The following is a 20,519-nucleotide window of genomic DNA, read 5'->3' on the forward strand; positions in this document are numbered from 1 at the left end:
GCTTCTGCATGGCGCGGCTTTTGCACCCCAGGCAATGCTTGCCTACCCTTAGACTCCTTTCCCAAGCCCAGCCGACGTAAGGAGTATGCAATGAGCGGTACCGATCTTGGCAGCCTGGATGCCCAAACCTTAGCTCACTTGTTCGAAAGCCGTGAGGCTTCACCCCTCGAGGCGACCCGAGCCGCCCTTGAGCGGATTGAGCGCTTCAATCCGGACGTGAACGCTTATGTTCACGTGGATACCGAAGGCGCCGAATCAGCGGCAAAAGCCTCGGCAAGGCGCTGGGGGCAAGGTAAACCGCTCAGCCCCATCGATGGGGTGCCGGTATCGCTGAAAGACCTGACTCAAGTGGCAGGCATGCCATGTCGGGAAGGGTCACTGACCTCCTCCGACGCGCCATGCGATACAGATGCGCCTCCGGCCCGCATGTTGCGCGAAGCAGGGGCGGTGATACTGGGCAAAACCAATACGCCCGAATTCGGCTGGAAAGCAGTCACCGACAACCGCGTCTTTGGCGCCACGACCAACCCCTGGAATACCCGTTTGACCCCTGGCGGCTCCTCCGGCGGAGCCGCTGCAGCCGCAGCTCTCAATATGGGCGTGCTTCACCAGGGCGGCGATTCAGGTGGCTCGATCCGTATTCCTGCGGCGTTTACGGGGGTATTTGGCTTCAAGCCCACCTACGGCTGGACACCTCAATGGCCGCCCGCAAAAGAGCCCAGCCTTTCACACCTGGGACCACTGACGCGCACCGTGCGCGACGCGGTCAGCATGCTAAATGTAATAGGCCGCTACGATTACCGTGACCCTTACGCCACGCGCGGCCAACCCGATTGCTGGGGGGTCGACCTGGAAAAAGGATTAACCGGCTTGCGAATTGGCTACTCCGCAGATCTTGGCTACGCCACGGTAGACCCGCAAATTGCTGAGCGCGTGCATGAAGCGGCGACTCGATTAGAAGCCTTGGGAGCTGAAATCGTCGAGGTAAACCCAGGCTTCTCATCGCCACTGGAGACCTTTCGTAAGCTGTGGTTCACCGCCTCGCTAGAGCAGTGGTCGCAAACGGGGCAACACCAGCGCACGCTCTTGGATCCCGGCATGGTAGCCAATGCCCGCGAAGCGGAGCCCTGGAAAGCCGTTGAGCTGTTTCGTGCCCTGGCCGACCGTGCAGCATTAACGCAGCATCTGGAACACTTCAATCAAGAGTACCATCTGCTGATGACGCCCTCAGTGGCGGTCAGTCCGTTTGAAATCAACCATGAAGTTCCCCCCGGCAGTGATATGCAGGACTGGGAAGAGTGGGCGCCGTTTAGCTACCCTTTTAACCTCAGCCAGCAACCCGCCGCATCAATACCCTGCGGATTTACCGATAACGGCTTGCCGGTGGGGTTTCAACTCGCTGGCGGTAAATTTGATGACATTCGCGTTCTGCGCGCCTGCCACGCTTACATGGAAGCACATCCACCGCGCTTTCCCAGTGCTCCCAATCCCGCCAGCATGCGTAACGCATAGTCAACATGAAAAAACCCAGCCAAGCGTAACGCCAGGCTGGGTTTTGCAATTAATGGATAGTCGTTACATCGTAGACAGCTTTTCTTCGTCCAGTACGCCCGACATGCGCACCATTGCGAGCGCTTCATCAAGGCTATCCATTTCTTCGATCATGACCAATTCGCTCTCCAGGCTCACCGGCTGGCCAGCCTTTTCAGACAGCAGTTTTTCCAGGGAGGCTACATCCATAGCGTCGTCTAACTGGTGAACATCCACTGAGGCGCTGTTGCGGCCGGGTAGGTAGATGGTGCCATTAGAGAAATCCACGGCGTAAGCAATTACCCCAGGAACGATAAAGAACAGTAACCCCACCCCATTGGCAATGGCGACCACCGGATCAATATCACCGCTCATTTGGCCTTTGCGCTCAGGATGAAAAAGTGTACCGCAACCACTCAGTGACACAATGGAGACGCCAACCACGGCGCCTGTCAACCAGCGACGAACGGCTTGATGCATGAAGGTTTCCTCAATCAAAAAAGTAACGGTAGTCGGTGTAACATGTTGTGATGAAGCCATTTCTAGCGGCTCATTGCTACCGACCAGCACGCCCTAAAACCTGCTTAGTCTAGCACACCCGACCAAAAGCACAGGGTTGAGATGATCATGCGGATTTTGCCGCTTTAAGCGCTAGGCCGTACAATGCCTACATTCAACGTAAACGGGGCCACTGCCCCGCTTCCAGGCACACTTTCTTCTAAACGCTATTTTTCTAAGCTCTAAGGAATGCTCACGCCCATGCGCGCCAGCCAATTATTGATTGCCACTCTGAAAGAGACCCCGGCCGACGCCGAAGTCATTAGCCACCAGCTAATGCTCCGCGCCGGGATGATTCGCCGTTTAACCTCAGGGCTCTATACATGGCTTCCGCTAGGCCTGCGCACACTGCGTAAAGTGGAAGCCATTGTGCGCGAAGAGATGAACCGCGCCGGTGCCCAGGAGGTTCTCATGCCGGCCGTGCAACCGGCTGAGCTGTGGCAGGAGTCCGGCCGTTGGGAGCAGTATGGCCCTGAGCTACTACGCCTGAAAGATCGCCACGACCGCGATTACTGCGTTGGCCCAACCCACGAAGAGGTCATTACCGACCTGGTGCGTAAAGAGATCGCCAGCTACAAGCAGTTACCAATCAATTTTTATCAGATCCAGACCAAGTTTCGCGACGAGATTCGTCCGCGTTTTGGCGTGATGCGCTCACGTGAGTTCATCATGAAGGACGCATACTCCTTTCACCTTGATGAAGCCTCGCTGAAGCAGACCTACCAGGATATGTACGATGCCTACACACGCATTTTCACGCGTTTAGGCCTCGACTTCCGCCCGGTGATCGCAGACAACGGCTCCATTGGCGGTACGGGCTCCCACGAATTCCACGTACTGGCGGGCTCCGGCGAAGATGACATCGTGTTCTCTAACGCCTCCGACTACGCGGCCAATATGGAAAAAGCCGAAGCTCTGCCTGCTCCTCTGGGCAGCGACATACAGCGCGAAGCACCTACCCAAGAGATGCATCTGGTAGATACACCTAACGCCAAAACCATCGCCGCCCTGGTTGAGCAGTTTGATCTGCCGATCGAGAAAACGGTCAAGACCCTGATTGTACGTGCAACTGAAGGTGGCCTGATTGCCCTATTGGTGCGCGGCGATCATGAGCTGAACGAGGTAAAAGCCGAGAACCTTCCCCAAGTGGCGGCGCCGCTGACCATGGGCAGCGAAGAGGAAATTCGCGCAGCAGCCGGCGCAGGCTTTGGCTCGCTTGGCCCGGTGAACCTTGATATGCCCATTATTGCCGACCGCAGCGTTGCCCTGATGAGCGACTTTGGCGCGGGTGCCAATATTGAAGGCAAACACTATTTCGGGATTAACTGGGAGCGTGATGTGGCCCTGCCCGAAGTAGCGGATCTTCGCAATGTGGTGGAAGGCGACCCCTCTCCAGATGGCCAGGGCACGCTCTCTATCAAGCGCGGTATCGAAGTTGGTCACGTTTTCCAGCTTGGCCAGAAGTACTCCCAGGCCATGAACGCCAACGTGCTGGGCGACAACGGCAAGACCAGCCACCCGTGGATGGGGTGCTACGGCATCGGCGTGACCCGCGTGGTCGCCGCCGCTATTGAGCAGAACCACGACGAATCGGGGATTATCTGGCCTAACGCTATCGCACCGTTTCAAGTGGCGCTGGTGCCGATGAATGCGCACAAGTCTCAGCGTGTACGTGAAGAGTCCGAGCGCCTTTACCAAGCGCTGAGCGCTGCGGGTCTCGACGTATTGCTGGATGACCGTGACACTCGCCCTGGCGTTAAATTTGCCGACCTGGAACTGATGGGCGTACCCCATCGCTTGGTGATTGGTGATCGCGGCCTGGATAATGGCGAGTTGGAATACAAAGGCCGCCGGGATAGCGAAGCAACCATGGTGCCCGCCGACAAGATCGTCGACTTCCTGCGTGAGAAGGCGCGCTAACCCCGCCAAGGCAGCCACCGCGTCTCGTGGATTGTTTAGCGCTACGCGGTGGCTAACCCTTAAGGTGGCGCTGGGCCTACTCCTGCTCAGCACCGCAGGGCCTGCAGCAGCACAGCCACTGCCGCCGACCCTGCGCCCTACCCTTGAAGCCGCCAATCAGTATCACCAAACGCCTCAGCAACAGTGGGCAGCGCGCCAGTGGCGAGCACGCATGGACGCGCCGCTGGCGCGTTTTATCAATGACGCCGCCCAGCGACGAAGCCTGCTTACGCGTATCTATCAAGAAGCCAGGCTGGCAGCCTTACCGCCAGAGCTGGTATTAGCCTTGATTCAGGTGGAAAGCGCCTTCAAAGCCGATGCAATCTCTTCGGCAGGTGCCGTCGGCTTGATGCAAATCATGCCCTTCTGGGTCAGCGAACTGGGGCTTCCGATAGACGATTTGACGCAGCCTTCGCGTAATCTGCGCTATGGCTGTACGATTTTGGCGCACTACTTAGCTATTGAAAATGGCGATTTTACCCGTGCGCTAGCGCGTTATAACGGCAGCTTAGGGAAAACCTGGTACCCGGAGCGAGTCATGCATGCTTGGCGAGATACGTGGCGCTAGCCTAGATCGCGTTAAGAGGCGCTTGCAACGGGCTCAATTAAGCCAACGGCTAAGAACTGCCCCAGCAACTCAGCCATGTCGCTACGTACTTGCTCAAGAGAGACCGGCATAAAAAATGCCACCAGCGTTTGGCTTAGCTCCTCGATGGTCAGTGCTTCATGCTGCAGTAATGCCCATGCCGCTCGGCTAGTTACGTTCATACGATGGATCTCGCCCCCCTCCTCCACGATCACGAATAGCTCATCGCCGAGAGGATACTCATGCGCCGTTGGACGCGCTCGCCACTGGCGCAGATCGTTTCGATCAAGCGCCGCAGCCTCAGGCATTGCCGCGGCCTGTGAAGGCGATGTGTAAGTAGCCGGCTGGGCGTGAAGCGCCTCTTTTAGTTCGCGCCCTACAAAAGCGGCCGCTTCGTATGCATCTGAATAGCGCAGCAGGAAACAGGGCATGCGCTGTACCAGAGGCCAGAATTTATCAATCAGTTCCTGGTCGGAAAGCGTGTCGGCAAAATTCTGCTTTAACAGTTGCCACAACCCTTCTCCATGTTGCAGCGACGTAAGCTGGGGACGAGCAACACTGTTATCCCGGTCAATCAATATAATGGCACCGACCGGGCACTGCTCTCCGTGGCGAGCCAGCAATGTTTCGTCCAACGCGACATAGCCATAGCGATCATCGCTCGGCCCTCGGTGCCGATGAATAAAGTCCTGTAACTCGTCCGCAATCGTGGTGGGAAGCGGTAAACGCAAACGTGGCGCGACACCCAGCGAAACCCCCTTTCCTTGAGGCGTCAGCGCCACGACATCATCCCCAAAAACACGGTATCCAGCGGCTGCAAACGCACACGTCAGCGTACTTTTACCGGCACGGTGAGACTCAGGAAAAATGACTAATTGACCGTCTATCTCAGCCGCACCGCAGTGCAATCCAATATAGGCTGGATGCTGGCGCAAATAGGCCCCAGACATATCTGCAATAACGCTGCACGCCGTGCTGACTGGCGTTTCCAGCCACATCCCCTTGGGCAATGCCGGTGCCTGCTGCCAAAACCCCTCTTCCTGCTGCCAAACACAAATATCTGGCTTGTTTGGCTGTAACGGACATGGGGTAAGCGGCCAGCCTGGCATGGCAGCTTGAAGAACCGGCAGCAGTGGCTGAGCATTCACCAGGCGAATACACGGCCCCAGACCGGTGAGCGCGTAATCAACAGCTTCGGCGTCAGACGTCATCATCGGTTTCACCAGCCGCGTGGGAGTAGGCGGCTGATACGCAGCTCAATCACACCATCACGTTCCCAACGAGGACGTTCGTCATATCGCTGGGGACGCGAATAACCGTTGCGAGAATAACCAGGCTGTGAATAGTCTGGCCGGTCGTAGCTTGGCCTGGAATAGTTCGGCCGGTCATAGTGAGGTCTGGAATAGTTCGGCCGTGAATAATGGGGTCTTGAATGGTCAGGCCGTGAAAAGCTGGGCTTTGAGTGGCGACGCCCCGAATGATGTTGATGTTGATGCTGATGGCGGCCCTTAGGGCGAGAGCGCCCGCGTTCATGTGCTTCAGCCTGCCCCGTTGAAAGCAGTGTAGGAGCCACGTAAAGCGCCGCTGCGCCAAGCCCTAGACTAGCCAAGACCTGTCGGCGTGAACGCCGCTGTTTTAGCATTGTGGTGACTTCATCCTGAGTGCTCATATCACTTCTCCGCAGTTATCGAACACCGTTTTCTCAGTATTCACTTTAACCACCGCTTCAACAGAGCGCCACTAATCGGGGCTGTTTTCCCTATTGTTTACTCTTTTTTGCAAGAGTTGGCTTACCGTTAAGCCGAAAGCATGACTTTCTTGCATAATCCTTTCACTATTAGCCTCAACGCAGCATCAGAAAAACACGCTGCCAATGACATATATTACCCCTCAACGTGAGATGCCGACTTCCAATGCCAATACAACGTCGCCTTTATGTTGGTTTTATCAGCACATTCACTGCTGCGCTCGTTGGGCTGGCGATAACTCTCTTTAGCACGACCGCTAACGCTGCACAGATCACCGTCAACAGCGACGAAGGCTTACCCCTTGAGGATGCCGTTGTGGAGGTCTACTACGACTCAGCATCTGCCAATCAGCCACAAGAACAGAATATCTATCAGCGCGATGCGACCTTTCATCCCAGGGTGCTAACCGTGCCCACCGGCAGTTATGTGGCATTTCCCAATCAGGACACTACACGCCACCACGTTTACTCTTTTTCACCGGCGAAAACGTTTGATTTGAATCTGTACCTACAGGAAACACCCCCACCCGTTCATTTTGATCAGGCAGGGGTCGTCGTATTGGGATGCAATATCCATGACCATATGCAGGCCTTTATAGTAGTCAGCGATGCGCCCTATGCGGCAATAACGAATGCCGACGGCACGCTGACCCTACCCGCTTTACCGCCAGGCCAGCATCGTGTACGTGTTTGGCATCCTCGCCTTGATGACAGCCAACAACGGTGGTGGGAAGGCACGATTACCGACACGGATCAGTTGGACGTCCGTTTAGAGCTCAACGCGTTGCCGCCGCCCGAGCCAATGCTGTCTCCTCTTCAGCAGCGGTTTAAAGATGCCAGTTAAGCACTTTCCAGTGTTTAAAATACGCTGATCCGCCATTTTCGAGGTTGCTATGCGCTTTCGAACACGCCTCATGCTAGTACTGCTAACGGTGGTGATTGTTTCGCAATTTGCCACCGGCGTGGCGTTTCTTCGCGCTACGCAAAATGACATCCTCGCCAAAGGGTCCCAGCGTTTAGAGGTAGGCGCCAACGTATTGCAGCAATTGCTGGATTCACGCGGCGAACAGTTAAGAGATAACGTCGCGATCCTGGCCGATGATTTCGGCTTCAAGAGCGCCGTTTCCACCCAGGATACCGAGACGCTCTACTCCGTGCTGGCCAATCACGGTGATCGCGCCAAAGCCGACATGGTGCTTTTAAGTAGCCTTGATGGCCATATTTTGGCAAGCAGCCATCATGTACAAAATAGCCCGATGCCTTTCCCGCAGCTCTTGGCGCGCGCGCGCCAGGAGGGCACCGCAGTTAGCGTCGTGATTGCCGAGGGTCAGCCGTATGAGTTCGCCCTGCTGCCTGTGCGTGCGCCGAATCTGATTGGTTGGGTGGGGATGGGCTTTTTAATCAACGAAGCAGTGACCGAGGAGATTAATGCGCTAACCGGGCTTGAAATAAGCGTGGTCAACTATCGCGATAACGGCGAGATAAGCTACCTCGCAAGCTCCCACCAAGAGCAATTAGCACGGCAGTTAATGAGCGGCAGCGGTGACGAACTCATGAAAGGGGAATATTCATCCACTAGCCAAATGACGCCCGATGCTGAGTATTTTTCCTATGCCAGCCCGCTCTATGCTGATGACACCAATCAAACCTACGCATTACTGCAACTTTCGCGCAACGAGCTACTGGGGGCTTACCGCTCACTGCAATGGCAGCTACTCGGTATTGTCGCGTTAATCCTGCTTTTTACCCTATTAGTGGCCATGTGGAGCGCGCGAAGCATGAGCAAACCGCTCATAGAGCTGGCCAATGCGGCGCGGCGTATCGGCCAGGGTGAGCGTATTACTCGCTTATCAATTGGCCAAGAGCGTAGTGAAACGGGCTTATTGGCATCAACACTGCTCTCTATGCAGGAAGATATTATTCAGCGGGAGGCCGTACTTCATCATCAATCCCGCCACGACTTACTCACCGATTTACCCAATCGCATTAGCGCTCAGGAAGATATTTGTCTCTCAATCCAACGGGGCGAGCCCTTCACGCTACTGCGCCTAGCGATCAATAATTTTCGCGATATTAATGACACCTTTGGCTACGCGCTTGGGGATCATCTATTGGCCACTCTGGCCAATCGTTTGCAACATTTGCCTGCGCCAGAGAACAAAGCGTATCGGCTAGATGGCGATGAACTGTTACTGCTCGTCAAACAACCCAGTAGCAGCATTGCATGGCGGACACAGCTGTTTGGCATTCTAAGCCAACCCATTGACCTGGATAAATCGCCCATCACCCCCTCGCTTTCAGCGGGTGAAACGAACTACCCCGAGCATGGCGACAGCCCTCAGCTATTATTGCGCCGTGCTGATATAGCGTTAGACATGGCACGCCGCCATCGGCATGCGCATCAATACTACCTGGAGGGGCAAGATGAACATCATTTGCGCCAGCTCACGCTCATTCGTGATCTGCAGGAAGCAGTGGGTAATGGGGAACTGTGGATGGCGTATCAACCCAAGGTGGATATTCATACGGGGTTAGTCCATCAATGTGAGGCGCTGATGCGCTGGCGTCATCCCTCACTGGGCTTTGTGCCGCCCGATGAATTTATTGGGCTGGCCGAACGCTCGGGCAATATCCGCATGCTTAGTCAATGGATGCTAACCCACGTTTGTGCGCAGATCCAAGCTTGGCAGCAGCGAGGCTATCACTTGTCAGTAGCCGTTAATCTCTCCGCCAGCGATGTTATGGATCCGCAGTTAGCGACACACCTAGCGGATCTCCTCAAGCGTTATCAGCTCACCCCCGACCAGTTGAGTTTAGAAGTAACCGAAAGTGCGGTAATGCAGGATGTGGATGCGGCCATGACCACCCTGCTAGAACTCACCCAACTAGGGTTGCGTATCGCCATTGATGATTACGGCACCGGTTACTCCTCACTGGCACAAATTAAGCGCCTGCCCGTGGATGAGCTGAAAATCGACAAATCGTTTGTGCTGGCACTCGACACCCAGCAGGACGACTTCACCATTGTTCGCTCGACTATCGAGATGGGCCACAGTTTAGGCCTGCGTTTGGTTGCAGAAGGGGTTGAGAATCGAGCCAGTGCTGAACTACTTAGCACGCTCGGCTGTGACTATCTCCAAGGCTATTGGATTGCCAAGTCGATGCCCGCTGAAGAGCTCACCGGCTGGTTGGATAATTTCGCCCCGCTGGTGCTTCCCCTCCCTGCCCTATCGCCCATGAGAATCTAAATAGAGAACCCCATGACGTTACGCTACACCGTGCCAATGCATTTAGCTTCGCTCAGCACCTTATCGAAGGCCTTACTTTGTCGTTTCTTTGTTGCCTGCTTCATCTTTAGTCTGGCGATAGCCGTCATGCCTAGCCATGCTGGCAGCCGTATTTTAGGTACCGGCGGGGTGAGTGCCATTGAAGGCGCAGCGGGGGGAGGTTTATCCCCCTGGGCGGTACTTGCCAGCACAGCAAGCGAGCACGAAGTAGGCGTTACCGCCGCCGCTACCCGCGCCTGGGTGGATGATTACCGGCTGACGGTAACCGGCGCCAGTCTGAATATTTACGATCGAGCTGAAGTCTCTGTCGCGCGTCAAACGCTTGATTTAGACACGCTGGGCGGCGAACTGGGCCAAGATATTTACGGCGCTAAAGTACGTTTACTGGGCGATGTGCTTTATCACCCCTGGGGTATTTGGAGCGTTGGGTTACAGCACAAACGGCTCGTGGACGGCACCACCCCCACCGCCCTGGGTGCCGACGAAACGCACGGTACCGATATTTATCTCAGCGCCAGCAAACTGCTGTTTAGTGCAGTTGCGGGCCGCAACGTGCTGCTCAACGCAACACTGCGCAATACCGATGCCAACCAGGGAGGCCTACTCGGTTTTGGTGGCAACCAAGATGGCCGCTCGTGGCTAGCCGAGGGTAGCGTGGGGCTGTTTGTCACTCCCCGCTGGATTATTGGCGCTGAGTATCGTCAGAAACCCGATAACCTAAGCGAGGCGAGAGAGGATGACTGGCAAAGTCTTTACAGTGCCTACTTCTTCAATAAGCATCTATCGCTCACAGGTGCTTGGCTGGATTTAGGCGACATTGCTGGCCTGCCTTCCCAGCGCGGCGGGTACCTTTCACTCCAGGCCGCTTTTTAAGTTCACTGCTTTAATTTTACTGCTTTAAGTTCACTGCGAGAGCTCATCCAAAAGGACATAACAATGCGCCGCTATTTAATGGCTTTGATGTTGACGACCATCGCCCTCTCTCTGGCCAGCTGTGCACACAATCGCAACCAAGCGACGCTCTACGAGCGCCTGGGAGGGCAGCCTACGATCGACGCAGTGGTTGAAAACCTCTTATACCGGATTGCGGATGATGCCGAGGTGGTGGTGTTTTTTGCAAACACGAATATCGATTTATTTGCTGAATCGCTGGCTAGTCAGCTATGCGATATCAGCGACGGCCCCTGCCGCTACGAAGGCCCGCCGATGGATCGTGCCCACCAGCATATGGGAGTGACGAACGTACATTTTAATCGTGTAGTGGAGCACCTCGACGCGGCGATGGAGGAGGAAGATGTTACTCTTGGCGCACGCAATGAACTGCTGGGGAGGCTCGCGCCCCTGTATGCAGAAATTATGCGTCTTCAGTAACCTGCCAACCATCACGTCCTGCTGCTTTCACCCGGTAGAGCGCTTTATCGGCGGCTTCGTAGGCGTAGGCAAACGTTGCTTCGTCGGCCATAAAACGGCTCCCACCGACACTGAAGGTAACGCCTTTTTTATCTGGATGGGCGGGGTGCGCAAAGTCAGCTGCGCGAATCCCTTCAATTAACTGACAGCAGTAGCTCTTTAGCGTTTCAGTATCGGGGCAGCGAAGGAGTGCCGCAAACTCATCGCCTCCCAAGCGGTAGAGCTGCGCTTCATCATTAAGCGTTTCACCAATCAAGGTGGCCAGCTGGCGCAGCAGGGTATCGCCTTGCGGGTGCCCGTAGGCATCGTTGTACTGTTTAAAAAAGTCGATATCGATCAGAATCAGCCCCAGCGACTGATGCTGCTTTGCCAACACATCTTGATGCAAAGCGCTGCGATTGCCGATTCCAGTAAGTGGGTCACGCATCGCGCGCTGCATCCACTCGAAAGTCTCTTGCGTTGCATGATCGGTGCGCCGTAACTGGCGCTCATGAAGCCACCAAAACACCAGCCCCATCACGAAGATCAATAGGCTGGAATACGTCAGTACTTGGTTATGTTGGCGAGTGCTTACGGAGAAATCATTGATCGCCGCACCACGCTGGTCTAACTGATCCATCTCAATGTGGGTAAGGCACTGTATTGGCCCAAACAACTCGCCTACCGCGCCGACTCGATCAATTTCGGCCACCTCTAACCGTGCTAATACACGGTTTAAAATTCTCAGGCTTGGCTCCGTGCACTCATACTGATGCCGATAAACATGCATATCGGATAAGCCGTAAGAGAGCTCAATGTCGGTGATAGCCGCAGCGAAAGCTTCCTGCTCAGGCTGGTCGGCTAGCAGCTCGGATTGGGCATTTTGTAAGTAAACCCGCGAACGGGTGGCCAGTTGCTGACCGGTCAAATTGCCCGTCTGGCTAAAATAGGCCTGTATTTCTGGGTAAACCCAGCGCGACTCATAAACAATCAGCACCATCAGCGCCAAAAAGCTCATCACGCTCAGCGACAGCCATGTGACATAGCGAGGCTGGCGAGCTAAAGGGCGTGGTTGAATGGATGGCGCCACCGCAGGCTTGGCTTTGGATATCACCACTTCGCCTCTATGCTACGAATCATCCAGATCCAGTCATTGAAATCCCGCAGGTTCGCGACATCGCGGCCACTATAGTCTCGCTCTACCAGCCGCACGGGACCTCGTGTACGAATGGTTAACGGGGCACCATCTTCTGAGGTAATTAAATACCAGGTGGGGTCGTCCCACCCTTCAAGGGTCACTTCGTAGTCATCCCAGGCGGTGAAGTGCAGCGCTGGCGGTACTTCACCAAACTGATCAATCAAAAAATCTTGAAACGCTACGCCCTGCATTTCTACATCGCGCCCCTGGTAAGGGTCGTAAAGTGTAAAAGTGGTATCAGATATAGCGTGTAAATCACTTAAAGCGATCTTCTGGGTGACATCGCCATTGATAATATCCAATGCTTGTGCAAAGGCAGACGCGGGCAATAAGGTGCTAGTGCTAATTAACACGCACGCTAATAGACCACGTGCACGAACCCATGGGCTGCGTTGTAAGACAACTGCGTTCATGGCAAAGCTTCCTGATGTGTTAATCCTTTCAACGAACTTTACCAGAGCCCGCCTAGCTTTGCTTTTCAACGCAGGCCATATAATTTCAACTCACGATGAATATGAAATATGGAATATGGAATATGAAACATAAAAAAGCCAGCCCACTGTGGGCTGGCAACAAGAGGCTCACTACGCTAGTAAACCCCCTCCCCTGACAACGTTGACGCAAGGCAGGTCGGCTATTTTTTGCGCTCATCCTTACGCAGATGATCGCGAATCACGAAGCCGACCCAACCCACCATAAAAGCGATAACCAAAGCGACGGTGACCAAACCGAAAACAACTGTGTCATCCCAATACATGGTGAATCCTCCCGCCGTGATGTATGCGTTCATACTAGTCACTCATCGGTGGGAGAATGCTGACCTAGGTCAAGTTGCGAGTGGCGGGAGTAAGCGGTTGAACAGGAAATTGATACTAGTCAATTTTTGGGCGTTCATAGCAGCGCAACCACGCTATAGAACTTTACGGTCTTCAACTTTGCTGTGCTCAGTGCCCGGCGGTAACGGGTGACCTTTGGCAAGCTCTGCGCGGGTGGCGTCGCGTACGTCCAGAATCGTTACCTGATAGTTAAGCGTGCGCCCGGCAAGCGGGTGGTTGGTATCCACAGTGACACGGTCGCCCTCCACTTCCAGCACGGTGACGATTTGCGGGCCGGCTTCGCCTTCGGTTTGAAAACGGCTGCCGGGGGTCAATTCCGCATTGCCAAAGGAGGCAAGGCTGACCTCCTGGATCAACGCCTCGTTTCGCACTCCGTAGGCATCGGCAGGCATCAGTTGAACGCTTAGCACGGCGCCCACCGCTTGGCCCGCTAGGGCACTTTCAAGCCCCGGCACAATATTGTCGTGGCCGTGAAGATACTCCAGCGGCTTATTGCGCGCCTGGGAGTCATCCAATACCTGCTTGCTGCCATCGTTGAGCACGTCGCTAAGAACATAGTGCAAGGTAACTACCTGATGCGCCGTAATCGACATGGAAAACTCCTCTCCGGTAAGCTGTCGGCTTTGTAATCGAACACTGCGTCAGTTTATCACTTGGTCATTGCTAACGTCTTTCCAGGAGTAGCGCTTAATGTTAAGCCCCACCCCCCAGCGCAGTTGGCTTGCTGCGCTGGCGATTTATTGTCGTGCGCCCGTTATCACCATGCTGTTTCTGGGGTTTTCCGCAGGCCTACCCTTTCTGTTGGTGTTCTCGACGCTCTCCGCCTGGCTACGCAGCGATGGCGTGGAAGTTGCGGCGATCGGCTTTTTTGCCTGGATCGGCATGCTCTACTCGATCAAGTTTTTCTGGGCACCGGTGGTTGACCGGCTGGCACTGCCGCTACTGACTCGCGCCTTCGGCCAGCGCCGCGGCTGGATGCTGTTAGCACAAAGCATGATTGCCGCCGGACTGGTGGGACTCGCCGGTTTGAGCCCGGTCGGCAATCTCGGCTGGGTGGCCGTCTTTGCGCTGCTGGTTGCCTTTGGCTCAGCAACGCAAGATATTGCCATCGACGCCTACCGAATCGAATCCGCGGATGACAACGTCCAGGCAGCCATGGCCTCGACGTATATTATTGGCTATCGCGGGGGCCTGCTTGCTGCTGGCGCTGGGGCGCTGTATATCGCGGCGTCTACGTCTTGGGATGTTGCCTATCTCAGCATGGCGGCACTGATGAGCATTGGCGTGCTGACCGTATTGCTGCGCCCGGAACCCAAACGCGCATCACTTTCCATTCAGCTTATTCACGAACCCAAGGTACGTGCATTCATTCGCGCCAGCCGCGGCAAACCCAAATTTTTACGCCGTATGGGCGCCTGGAGCATTGGCGCGTTAGTCTGCCCCTTTACCGACTTTTTTAGCCGCTATGGGGTAAAAGCGCTATGGATTTTGGTGTTTATTGCAGTGTTTAGAATCAGCGATTTGGCCATGGCCTCTATGGCCAATCCGCTCTATATCGATTTGGGCTTTTCGCTAGCGGAAATTGCTAACGTGACCAATATATTTGGTATCGCGATGAGCATTACTGGCGGGATTTTAGGCGGACTGCTGGTGGTGCGTTACGGCATCGGCCCGCTGCTTATCTTCGGGGCGGGGTTGGTCATGGTGACCAACCTGCTGTTTGCGGCGCTTGCGGTGGTGGGTAATCAACTACCTATGTTGGTCGTCACGATTATCGGCGACAACCTCGCCAACGGGTTGGCCAGTGCGGTGTTTATCGCCTTTCTTTCCAGCCTCACTTCACGCGCTTATACCGCGACGCAGTATGCGCTTTTCTCATCGCTTATGACGCTACCGGGGAAATTCTTGAGCGGTTTTGGCGGGCTCGTGGTTACTGCCGAGGGCTACCCGAGCTTCTTTGTCATCGCCACTCTACTCGGCGTGCCCGCCATTGTGCTTGCCATCTGGATCAACCGCGACAAGCAGTTAGTGCCTACCCCCAAGCCTGCTTAAACAGGCTTGAAGGCCAGGCTTGAAGGATTAGACGAGTGAATATTTGGGCTAGCGGTGTGATTCAAGCCAATCCAGGGCGCCCGGCGTCGTGCGCCACTGGTCGCGCATCAGCGTGCGGTACTGCCATGCTTCGGCCCGGGAGCCGGGGTCAACCTGGCCATCTGGGTGGGGCATGGAAGGCCGCGGGTTCTCGGCGCAAATCAGCTCTAGCGCATAGCGATTATGACCAAGCACATCACTAAGCGCCGTTTCAGCGGCTTCGCGCTGCTCTAAGCGATAGAGCGCCAAGGTCTTGCCCATCAGCAGCCCAAGTACCAGCGAGCCGTCGTCGTCATTATCTTCGGCCAGCGCCAGCGCTTCTTCGTTACGGTCGTCGCGCAGCAGTTGATCTAACACCAACTCACGCAGCCCCAAGCTATCTTCCTGGTCGATCAGCAATAGCTCTTCGGCCAGCTCGCGAGAGTGCTGGCGCGCGCCACGCTCCATACCGACCACCAGCGCCAGGCCGGTGCGCAGTAGCATGGCATTGTCAGCATCATCCCAACACAGGTTGCCGTCACCCTCGGCGCGGGCCTGTTCCATCCAGCGTGAAAGACGCAGTGCCAACGGCTCCAGCAGGCTAGGTGCCATCCACGGCAGGCTGCCAAAACGGCTGGTGAGTGCCAACGTTAAATCTTGCACCACCTGCGGGGCATCCAGCCATTCTGGATGTGCGCACAGCGCCGACATCCATTCAACCGCATTGCCCCAGGGGTCATCGCGGAAACCCAGCGCCACATCCTCATCCACCAGCACCTGAAACTGCTCATGCCAGGCGGCAAATAGCGTCGCTTCGCGGGCGCTGGTGTTATACAGCAACCGACCACTTTCAGAGTCAGCCTGAATATCGATTTTCGGCGCAGTAGGCAACGCTGCCAGCAACGCCTGAAGCGACACCAGCGGTGTGGCCAAGTCTTCTTCTGCACTGAGCAGTTGGTCGGCAAGCGTAGCCCCGGGGTTTTCCGCAAGAGCAGCCAGGAAATCCAGTTGGTCTTCGTCCAGTTCGCCCTGACGAACTAGGCGGCGATACCAGAAGTTGGCACGCTCCTTGGCTTCCTGCTCGTGGCCTTCATGTAGCAGCAGCATGGCTTCGATGTAAGCCAAGGTAGGCGAATCGGGCAGCGCCTGTTGGGCTTTTACAAAGGCACCCCGGGCGCTGTCTAAATCATCATTATCCAGGTGCATAAGACACAAGCGTTCGAGAGCGACGCCGCGCAGGAACAGCGGGCCACGCTCCATGACATCGTCGAGCAGATCGGCACGCTTGCGGGTAAAACCACGCTCTTGATAAATATCCAGCAGGATTTCAAACGCGGGTTCAGCCTGCTCGGGCAGCCGTGACCAGTCGCTGCCGTCAAACAGTGACTCTAGAATCTGCATGGCGCGACCGGTCTGGCCGCTTTCAGCCGCAATAAGGCCCGCTTCCAGCAGCGCTTGCGCCGGTGCCTGCTGGCTATCCAGCGCCGCTTTCAGGGTAGCGCCCTTCCACTCACGCAGCGAGAGCATCCACATCATCTGATCGGGGATGTCGGTGGGAAACTCGACTTTGTAGCAGCACTGCTTGAATTTGCGTCCGGAGTCGCACCAGCACGGCTCGTTGCGCCCCGGCGTGGCAAGTGGCTCGCAGGCAAAATTAAGCCGCTCCAGCGGCGTTTGCGACCACAGCACCGGCGCCAATGCCTGAGCCATGGCCACATCGCCTTCAAATGAGTCCGCCCCTTTGGCGCGTACCCAGGTCATGAAGTCCGGATAGTGTTCTTGTTGCCTGATTGCCGAGAGTGCCCCGGAGGCAAATCCCAGCAGCTGATCGACCCATACCGCCAGCATTGCCGTCTCCACTGTGTTTTACGATGACCCGTAATCGATGTCTAAAATGAAAGCGGCATAGTTTATCACGAAGGCCGTCGCCCCCGCAGCGGCAATCGGTTTATCGTTAATGGGCCCGTTGTAACAATGGGGTCGTACGCTCATTCATATCCAACCGAGCGCCTAAACGCACAAGATTCCAGTAGTGACCATTGAGCGCGCGTGAAAGCAGCAGTGTATCTGCAGGTGGCTGCAGGCGGTCCATGGCCGCCCAGACCTTTGGCGTGAGCTCGCGTAAACGACGGTGAACACGCACGTCGCTGAAATCCTGTTCACCCGGCGCGAACAGCGGCGCGATACACTCCGCCGATTCGCGATAGAGCGCTAACGGCGCGCCCTGCCCCTGGCGACCCCCCATCTGCATCAGCGCCTCATCCATGCCCATGGGGTCATGCTTTAGCGTAGCATCAAGCAGTTGCATCATTGCTTTGATGCGCGTCTCCGGCACGGCGATCACCGCGCCTAAATCGTAAATCACCAGTCGCCCTTGGGCATCGGCAGCGAAGTTACCCGCATGGGGGTCAGCGTGCAGTTCGCCGTAGGTAAATAGCTCCTGGGTAATCCAATCGGCTAATGTTTGGGCAATGCCCTGGCGCGTCGCATCATCGGCGTCCGCCAGCTCTCGCAATGGCGTCCCGTCGACAAAGCGCATTGCCAACACATGTTGGCCGGAGAGCGCTGGCAAAGGCTCGGGAATCACCAGTCGGGGATCGTCTTGATAGCGTTCACGGTAGCGGGCCAACGCGGCAGCTTCGGCGTAATAATCCAACTCCCCACGCAGGCTTTCAGCGAGCTCATCAAACAGCGCATCCAGCCGCGCCTGAGGCACTTTAAACCAGCGGCCTAACCGCTTAATGCGCCGCACCTGAATCAAATCGCTCTCCAGCACCTCGGCAAGGCCAGGGTACTGCACCTTGAGCACAATCGTTTCGCCTTCGTGGGTAGTCGCCCGATGCACCTGCCCCATGGAAGCGCTGGCAAAGGGTCGCTCCTCGATCTCACTGAAATAGTGGTCGATGTCACCGTACTGCAGTACCAACGCTTCACGGATACGCGGCCACGGCATGGGTTCGGCCTGGCGCTGCAGGCGAGCTAGCTCCTCCGCAAGATCCGGGGGCAGCAGGTCATCCCATTGAGACATGATTTGCGCAAGCTTCATGGCCGGCCCTTTCAATTCGGAAAGCCCTTCGAACAACGCTTCTCCCAGGGCGCGCCAATCCGCCTGACCGCCCAAGCGGGTTTTCAGCAACGCCCCACCAGTACGTGCGCCCAAGCCCATCAAGCGCCGTGTTCTACCTTGTTCACGCATTGGTCATGCCCTCACGTCACTGTCTCTATAGCTAACGACAGTGCCAGCAAATAAAATTATCTATACACAATTTATACAAGTTAACAGCATTGACCACTTCTCGCATCACACTACGTATCTCAACCACACAAACCAATCCCGGTCACTAACGATGAAGGCGTCTGCTACCATAGGCGCCATCAAAGGATACGATAAAGGCTTCGCTGCTATGCGCCTGATAATTGCCGAAAAACCCAGCCTCGCCCAAGCCATTGCTGAGGCATTACCGGGCACTAGCCGACGCCAGGATGGCGCAGTGGTGTGTGGTGACACCACCGTCACTTGGTGCCTGGGGCATTTATTAGAGCAAGCGCCGCCGGAGGCCTACGATCCCGCCGATAAACAGTGGCGTTTAGATCGTCTCCCGATTGTGCCGCACCAGTGGAAATTGATGCCTCGTTCAAAAGCACGCGGCCAACTGGCGGTGATTCGCAAACTGATCAAACAGGCCACCGATGTCGTGCACGCTGGCGACCCGGACCGAGAGGGCCAGCTATTGGTGCAGGAAGTGATCGAGTACATGAAGTATCGCGGCCCGGTACAACGCCTGCTGATTAGCGACCTGAACAAGCCTGCCGTCAGCCGAGCGCTTGCCAAGCTACGCTCCAACGTTGAGTACCAGCCGCTCTTTCTAGCAGCCCAGGCGCGTTCCCGTGCCGACTGGCTGTATGGCATCAATCTAACCCGTGCCTGGACACTCACCGGCCGCCAAGCGGGGCACGACGGCGTGCTTTCCGTAGGCCGTGTGCAAACCCCGGTGCTGGGGCTGATCGTGCGCCGCGACAACGCCATCCGCGACTTTGTACCCCACCCGTTCTATCCACTATGGGTGGATCTCAACGTCGCCCAGGGTCAACTGCGCGCCTGGTGGGCCCCCAAAGAGCATGAGCCTCTCGATGATCAAGGGCGCTTGGTTGATCGCACGCCCGCGGATGCCCGAGCAGCACAGTTACCCGGCGCATCAGGGCAACTGACCAAACTCGACCAGCAGGAGAAACGCCAGTCACCGCCGCTGCCCTATTCACTCTCTGCCCTTCAGGTAGACGCCGCCCGCCGCCATGGACTTTCCGCGCAGATGGTGTTGGATATTTGTCAGCGACTTTATGAGCGCCATAAACTGATTACCTACCCCCGCTCCGATTGCCGCTACCTGCCGGAAGAGCATCTTCAGCTTGCCCAACGCAGCCTGACCAGCGCCTGCCAAAACGATCAAGCACTACAGCAGTGGCTTAATGGGGCGGACTTCACATTGCGCTCCAAAGCGTGGAACGATAAGCAGGTGGGCGCGCACCATGCGATCGCACCCACCGGCAAACTGGCAGATTTCAGTCAGCTTTCCGACACCGAAGGCCATGTTTTTAGATTGATCGTGCGCAACGTGATGGCACAGTTCTATCGCCCGCTGCGCACTTTTGAAGTCAAAGCGGAGTTTACGCTACTGAATGAAGCCTTCCGTGCCCGCGGCCAAAGCATTCTCGACCTCGGCTGGAAACCGCTCTTCACCACCCGCGATGAAACCCCACCGCTGCCCCCTCTCACCCAAGGGGAGCCCAGCCAAGCGCTAGGTGCAGGGGTTGAAGAGAAGGAAACCCGCCCGCCAGAACCGTTCACCGATGCCAGCCTGATCAAGGCCATGATGAACATTGGCCGTTACGTGGATGATCCGGACGTACGCCGCACACTCCGCGACACCGACGGCCTAGGTACAGAAGCCACCCGGGCGGGCATTATCGAAACCCTGGTACAGCGCGGCTACTTAGCTCGCCAGCAAAAAGCCCTGCGCGCCACCAAGCTTGGCACTGCCTTGATCACCGCCCTGCCCAGCGCCGTGAGCACGCCTGAACGAACCGCCCTTTGGGAACAGCGCCTACGGGCGATTTCCGAACAACAGGACGACCCTGGCGCGTTTCAGCAAGCGCTGCTGGATGATCTACGCGGCCTGCTCACCCACAGCGACGCGGCCAAGTTAAGGCAGAGCCTGCAGACCGCCCAGGGGGAAACCAGCACGCCAGCGAAGCGCACGGGTAAGACAAGCAAGCGTTATACCAAAAAGAGAAGTACCGTCAGTAGAAAGAAGACGAGTTAACAACATTGGGTGAAATGATCCGCTGTTCAATCGTTATG

At 56.2% G+C, this 20,519-nt stretch carries 18 protein-coding genes; 9 read left to right on the forward strand and 9 right to left on the reverse strand.

Annotated features, from left to right (window positions below; all coding sequences use genetic code 11):
• Positions 1 to 90 precede the first annotated feature (90 nt).
• A complete protein-coding gene (locus tag CXF87_RS02460; RefSeq protein ID WP_101145353.1) occupies positions 91 to 1,512 on the forward strand; it encodes an amidase in 1,422 nt (473 codons plus the stop codon).
• Between the two features lie 63 nt (positions 1,513 to 1,575).
• Here CXF87_RS02460 and CXF87_RS02465 read toward each other — a convergent pair whose 3' ends face one another.
• Positions 1,576 to 2,010: a hypothetical protein gene (locus CXF87_RS02465; RefSeq protein WP_101145372.1), complete on the reverse strand. Its 435-nt coding sequence runs from the start codon at positions 2,008 to 2,010 to the stop codon at positions 1,576 to 1,578.
• Positions 2,011 to 2,289: 279 nt separating this feature from the next.
• On the opposite strand from CXF87_RS02465, the gene CXF87_RS02470 reads away from it, so the two are divergent.
• Both CXF87_RS02470 and CXF87_RS02475 read left to right on the forward strand, forming a co-directional pair.
• Positions 2,290 to 4,008, forward strand: coding sequence for a proline--tRNA ligase (locus CXF87_RS02470; RefSeq protein ID WP_101145354.1), 1,719 nt, complete (start codon positions 2,290 to 2,292; stop codon positions 4,006 to 4,008).
• 64 nt (positions 4,009 to 4,072) lie between these two features.
• Complete coding sequence (locus CXF87_RS02475) at positions 4,073 to 4,615, forward strand: transglycosylase SLT domain-containing protein (protein ID WP_431313233.1); 543 nt, start codon at positions 4,073 to 4,075, stop codon at positions 4,613 to 4,615.
• 11 nt (positions 4,616 to 4,626) lie between these two features.
• Here the strand turns inward: CXF87_RS02475 and CXF87_RS02480 are convergent, their stop codons facing one another.
• Complete coding sequence (locus CXF87_RS02480) at positions 4,627 to 5,847, reverse strand: PqqD family protein (RefSeq protein ID WP_101145356.1); 1,221 nt, start codon at positions 5,845 to 5,847, stop codon at positions 4,627 to 4,629.
• 46 nt (positions 5,848 to 5,893) lie between these two features.
• Positions 5,894 to 6,166, reverse strand: coding sequence for a hypothetical protein (locus CXF87_RS21510; RefSeq protein WP_157826454.1), 273 nt, complete (start codon positions 6,164 to 6,166; stop codon positions 5,894 to 5,896).
• Positions 6,167 to 6,546: 380 nt separating this feature from the next.
• On the opposite strand from CXF87_RS21510, the gene CXF87_RS02490 reads away from it, so the two are divergent.
• From CXF87_RS02490 to CXF87_RS02505, 4 genes are all read left to right on the forward strand, one after another.
• On the forward strand, positions 6,547 to 7,224 hold the full coding sequence (locus tag CXF87_RS02490) for a carboxypeptidase regulatory-like domain-containing protein (RefSeq protein WP_101145358.1): 678 nt from the start codon (positions 6,547 to 6,549) through the stop codon (positions 7,222 to 7,224).
• A 49-nt stretch (positions 7,225 to 7,273) separates the two neighbouring features.
• Positions 7,274 to 9,628 (forward strand): putative bifunctional diguanylate cyclase/phosphodiesterase, encoded by a 2,355-nt coding sequence (locus tag CXF87_RS02495; protein WP_101145359.1) that lies wholly within the window; start codon positions 7,274 to 7,276, stop codon positions 9,626 to 9,628.
• A gap of 12 nt (positions 9,629 to 9,640) precedes the next feature.
• Positions 9,641 to 10,540, forward strand: a complete 900-nt coding sequence (locus tag CXF87_RS02500) for a DUF3034 family protein (protein WP_232774542.1) — start codon at positions 9,641 to 9,643, stop codon at positions 10,538 to 10,540.
• 63 nt (positions 10,541 to 10,603) lie between these two features.
• Positions 10,604 to 11,038: a group I truncated hemoglobin gene (locus tag CXF87_RS02505; RefSeq protein WP_101145360.1), complete on the forward strand. Its 435-nt coding sequence runs from the start codon at positions 10,604 to 10,606 to the stop codon at positions 11,036 to 11,038.
• Here the strand turns inward: CXF87_RS02505 and CXF87_RS02510 are convergent.
• The 4 genes from CXF87_RS02510 to CXF87_RS02520 all read right to left on the reverse strand — a co-directional run bounded on the left by CXF87_RS02510 (position 11,022) and on the right by CXF87_RS02520 (position 13,683).
• Positions 11,022 to 12,170, reverse strand: coding sequence for a GGDEF domain-containing protein (locus tag CXF87_RS02510; RefSeq protein WP_101145374.1), 1,149 nt, complete (start codon positions 12,168 to 12,170; stop codon positions 11,022 to 11,024). The two genes, CXF87_RS02505 and CXF87_RS02510, sit on opposite strands and share 17 nt — an antisense overlap.
• A complete protein-coding gene (locus CXF87_RS02515; RefSeq protein ID WP_101145361.1) occupies positions 12,167 to 12,667 on the reverse strand; it encodes a hypothetical protein in 501 nt (166 codons plus the stop codon). The genes CXF87_RS02510 and CXF87_RS02515 overlap by 4 nt, the downstream gene beginning before the upstream one ends.
• Before the next feature lie 221 nt (positions 12,668 to 12,888).
• The gene (ccoM, locus tag CXF87_RS21515) at positions 12,889 to 13,044 is read right to left on the reverse strand and encodes a cytochrome c oxidase subunit CcoM (RefSeq protein ID WP_157826455.1); all 156 of its coding nucleotides are present in this window, start codon (positions 13,042 to 13,044) and stop codon (positions 12,889 to 12,891) included.
• Between the two features lie 120 nt (positions 13,045 to 13,164).
• A complete protein-coding gene (locus CXF87_RS02520; RefSeq protein WP_101145362.1) occupies positions 13,165 to 13,683 on the reverse strand; it encodes an FKBP-type peptidyl-prolyl cis-trans isomerase in 519 nt (172 codons plus the stop codon).
• Positions 13,684 to 13,780: 97 nt separating this feature from the next.
• On the opposite strand from CXF87_RS02520, the gene CXF87_RS02525 reads away from it, so the two are divergent.
• Positions 13,781 to 15,142, forward strand: a complete 1,362-nt coding sequence (locus CXF87_RS02525) for an AmpG family muropeptide MFS transporter (protein WP_101145363.1) — start codon at positions 13,781 to 13,783, stop codon at positions 15,140 to 15,142.
• Positions 15,143 to 15,190: 48 nt separating this feature from the next.
• Here CXF87_RS02525 and CXF87_RS02530 read toward each other — a convergent pair whose 3' ends face one another.
• Together CXF87_RS02530 and CXF87_RS02535 are read right to left on the reverse strand one after the other, a co-directional pair.
• The gene (locus tag CXF87_RS02530) at positions 15,191 to 17,008 is read right to left on the reverse strand and encodes an SEC-C domain-containing protein (protein WP_101145364.1); all 1,818 of its coding nucleotides are present in this window, start codon (positions 17,006 to 17,008) and stop codon (positions 15,191 to 15,193) included.
• 106 nt (positions 17,009 to 17,114) lie between these two features.
• The gene (locus CXF87_RS02535) at positions 17,115 to 18,356 is read right to left on the reverse strand and encodes an ABC1 kinase family protein (protein WP_101145365.1); all 1,242 of its coding nucleotides are present in this window, start codon (positions 18,354 to 18,356) and stop codon (positions 17,115 to 17,117) included.
• 208 nt (positions 18,357 to 18,564) lie between these two features.
• Here CXF87_RS02535 and CXF87_RS02540 point away from each other — a divergent pair, with 208 nt between their 5' ends.
• Positions 18,565 to 20,481: a DNA topoisomerase III gene (locus tag CXF87_RS02540; protein WP_101145366.1), complete on the forward strand. Its 1,917-nt coding sequence runs from the start codon at positions 18,565 to 18,567 to the stop codon at positions 20,479 to 20,481.
• Positions 20,482 to 20,519 lie beyond the last annotated feature (38 nt).

This window comes from Halomonas sp. MES3-P3E, from assembly GCF_002836035.1.
GTDB classification, from domain to species: Bacteria; Pseudomonadota; Gammaproteobacteria; order Pseudomonadales; family Halomonadaceae; genus Vreelandella; species Vreelandella arctica.

What these genes read in the sequence shown, in the direction of transcription:
- CXF87_RS02460 (WP_101145353.1), top strand. Translation starts at nt 91, where the DNA reads ATGAGCGGTACCGATCTTGGCAGCCTGGATGCCCAAACCTTAGCTCAC.
- CXF87_RS02465 (WP_101145372.1), bottom strand. Translation starts at nt 2,010, where the DNA reads ATGCATCAAGCCGTTCGTCGCTGGTTGACAGGCGCCGTGGTTGGCGTC.
- CXF87_RS02470 (WP_101145354.1), top strand. Translation starts at nt 2,290, where the DNA reads ATGCGCGCCAGCCAATTATTGATTGCCACTCTGAAAGAGACCCCGGCC.
- CXF87_RS02480 (WP_101145356.1), bottom strand. Translation starts at nt 5,847, where the DNA reads ATGATGACGTCTGACGCCGAAGCTGTTGATTACGCGCTCACCGGTCTG.
- CXF87_RS21510 (WP_157826454.1), bottom strand. Translation starts at nt 6,166, where the DNA reads ATGAACGCGGGCGCTCTCGCCCTAAGGGCCGCCATCAGCATCAACATC.
- CXF87_RS02490 (WP_101145358.1), top strand. Translation starts at nt 6,547, where the DNA reads ATGCCAATACAACGTCGCCTTTATGTTGGTTTTATCAGCACATTCACT.
- CXF87_RS02495 (WP_101145359.1), top strand. Translation starts at nt 7,274, where the DNA reads ATGCGCTTTCGAACACGCCTCATGCTAGTACTGCTAACGGTGGTGATT.
- CXF87_RS02500 (WP_232774542.1), top strand. Translation starts at nt 9,641, where the DNA reads ATGACGTTACGCTACACCGTGCCAATGCATTTAGCTTCGCTCAGCACC.
- CXF87_RS02505 (WP_101145360.1), top strand. Translation starts at nt 10,604, where the DNA reads ATGCGCCGCTATTTAATGGCTTTGATGTTGACGACCATCGCCCTCTCT.
- CXF87_RS02515 (WP_101145361.1), bottom strand. Translation starts at nt 12,667, where the DNA reads ATGAACGCAGTTGTCTTACAACGCAGCCCATGGGTTCGTGCACGTGGT.
- ccoM (WP_157826455.1), bottom strand. Translation starts at nt 13,044, where the DNA reads ATGAACGCATACATCACGGCGGGAGGATTCACCATGTATTGGGATGAC.
- CXF87_RS02520 (WP_101145362.1), bottom strand. Translation starts at nt 13,683, where the DNA reads ATGTCGATTACGGCGCATCAGGTAGTTACCTTGCACTATGTTCTTAGC.
- CXF87_RS02525 (WP_101145363.1), top strand. Translation starts at nt 13,781, where the DNA reads ATGTTAAGCCCCACCCCCCAGCGCAGTTGGCTTGCTGCGCTGGCGATT.
- CXF87_RS02530 (WP_101145364.1), bottom strand. Translation starts at nt 17,008, where the DNA reads ATGCTGGCGGTATGGGTCGATCAGCTGCTGGGATTTGCCTCCGGGGCA.
- CXF87_RS02535 (WP_101145365.1), bottom strand. Translation starts at nt 18,356, where the DNA reads ATGCGTGAACAAGGTAGAACACGGCGCTTGATGGGCTTGGGCGCACGT.
- CXF87_RS02540 (WP_101145366.1), top strand. Translation starts at nt 18,565, where the DNA reads ATGCGCCTGATAATTGCCGAAAAACCCAGCCTCGCCCAAGCCATTGCT.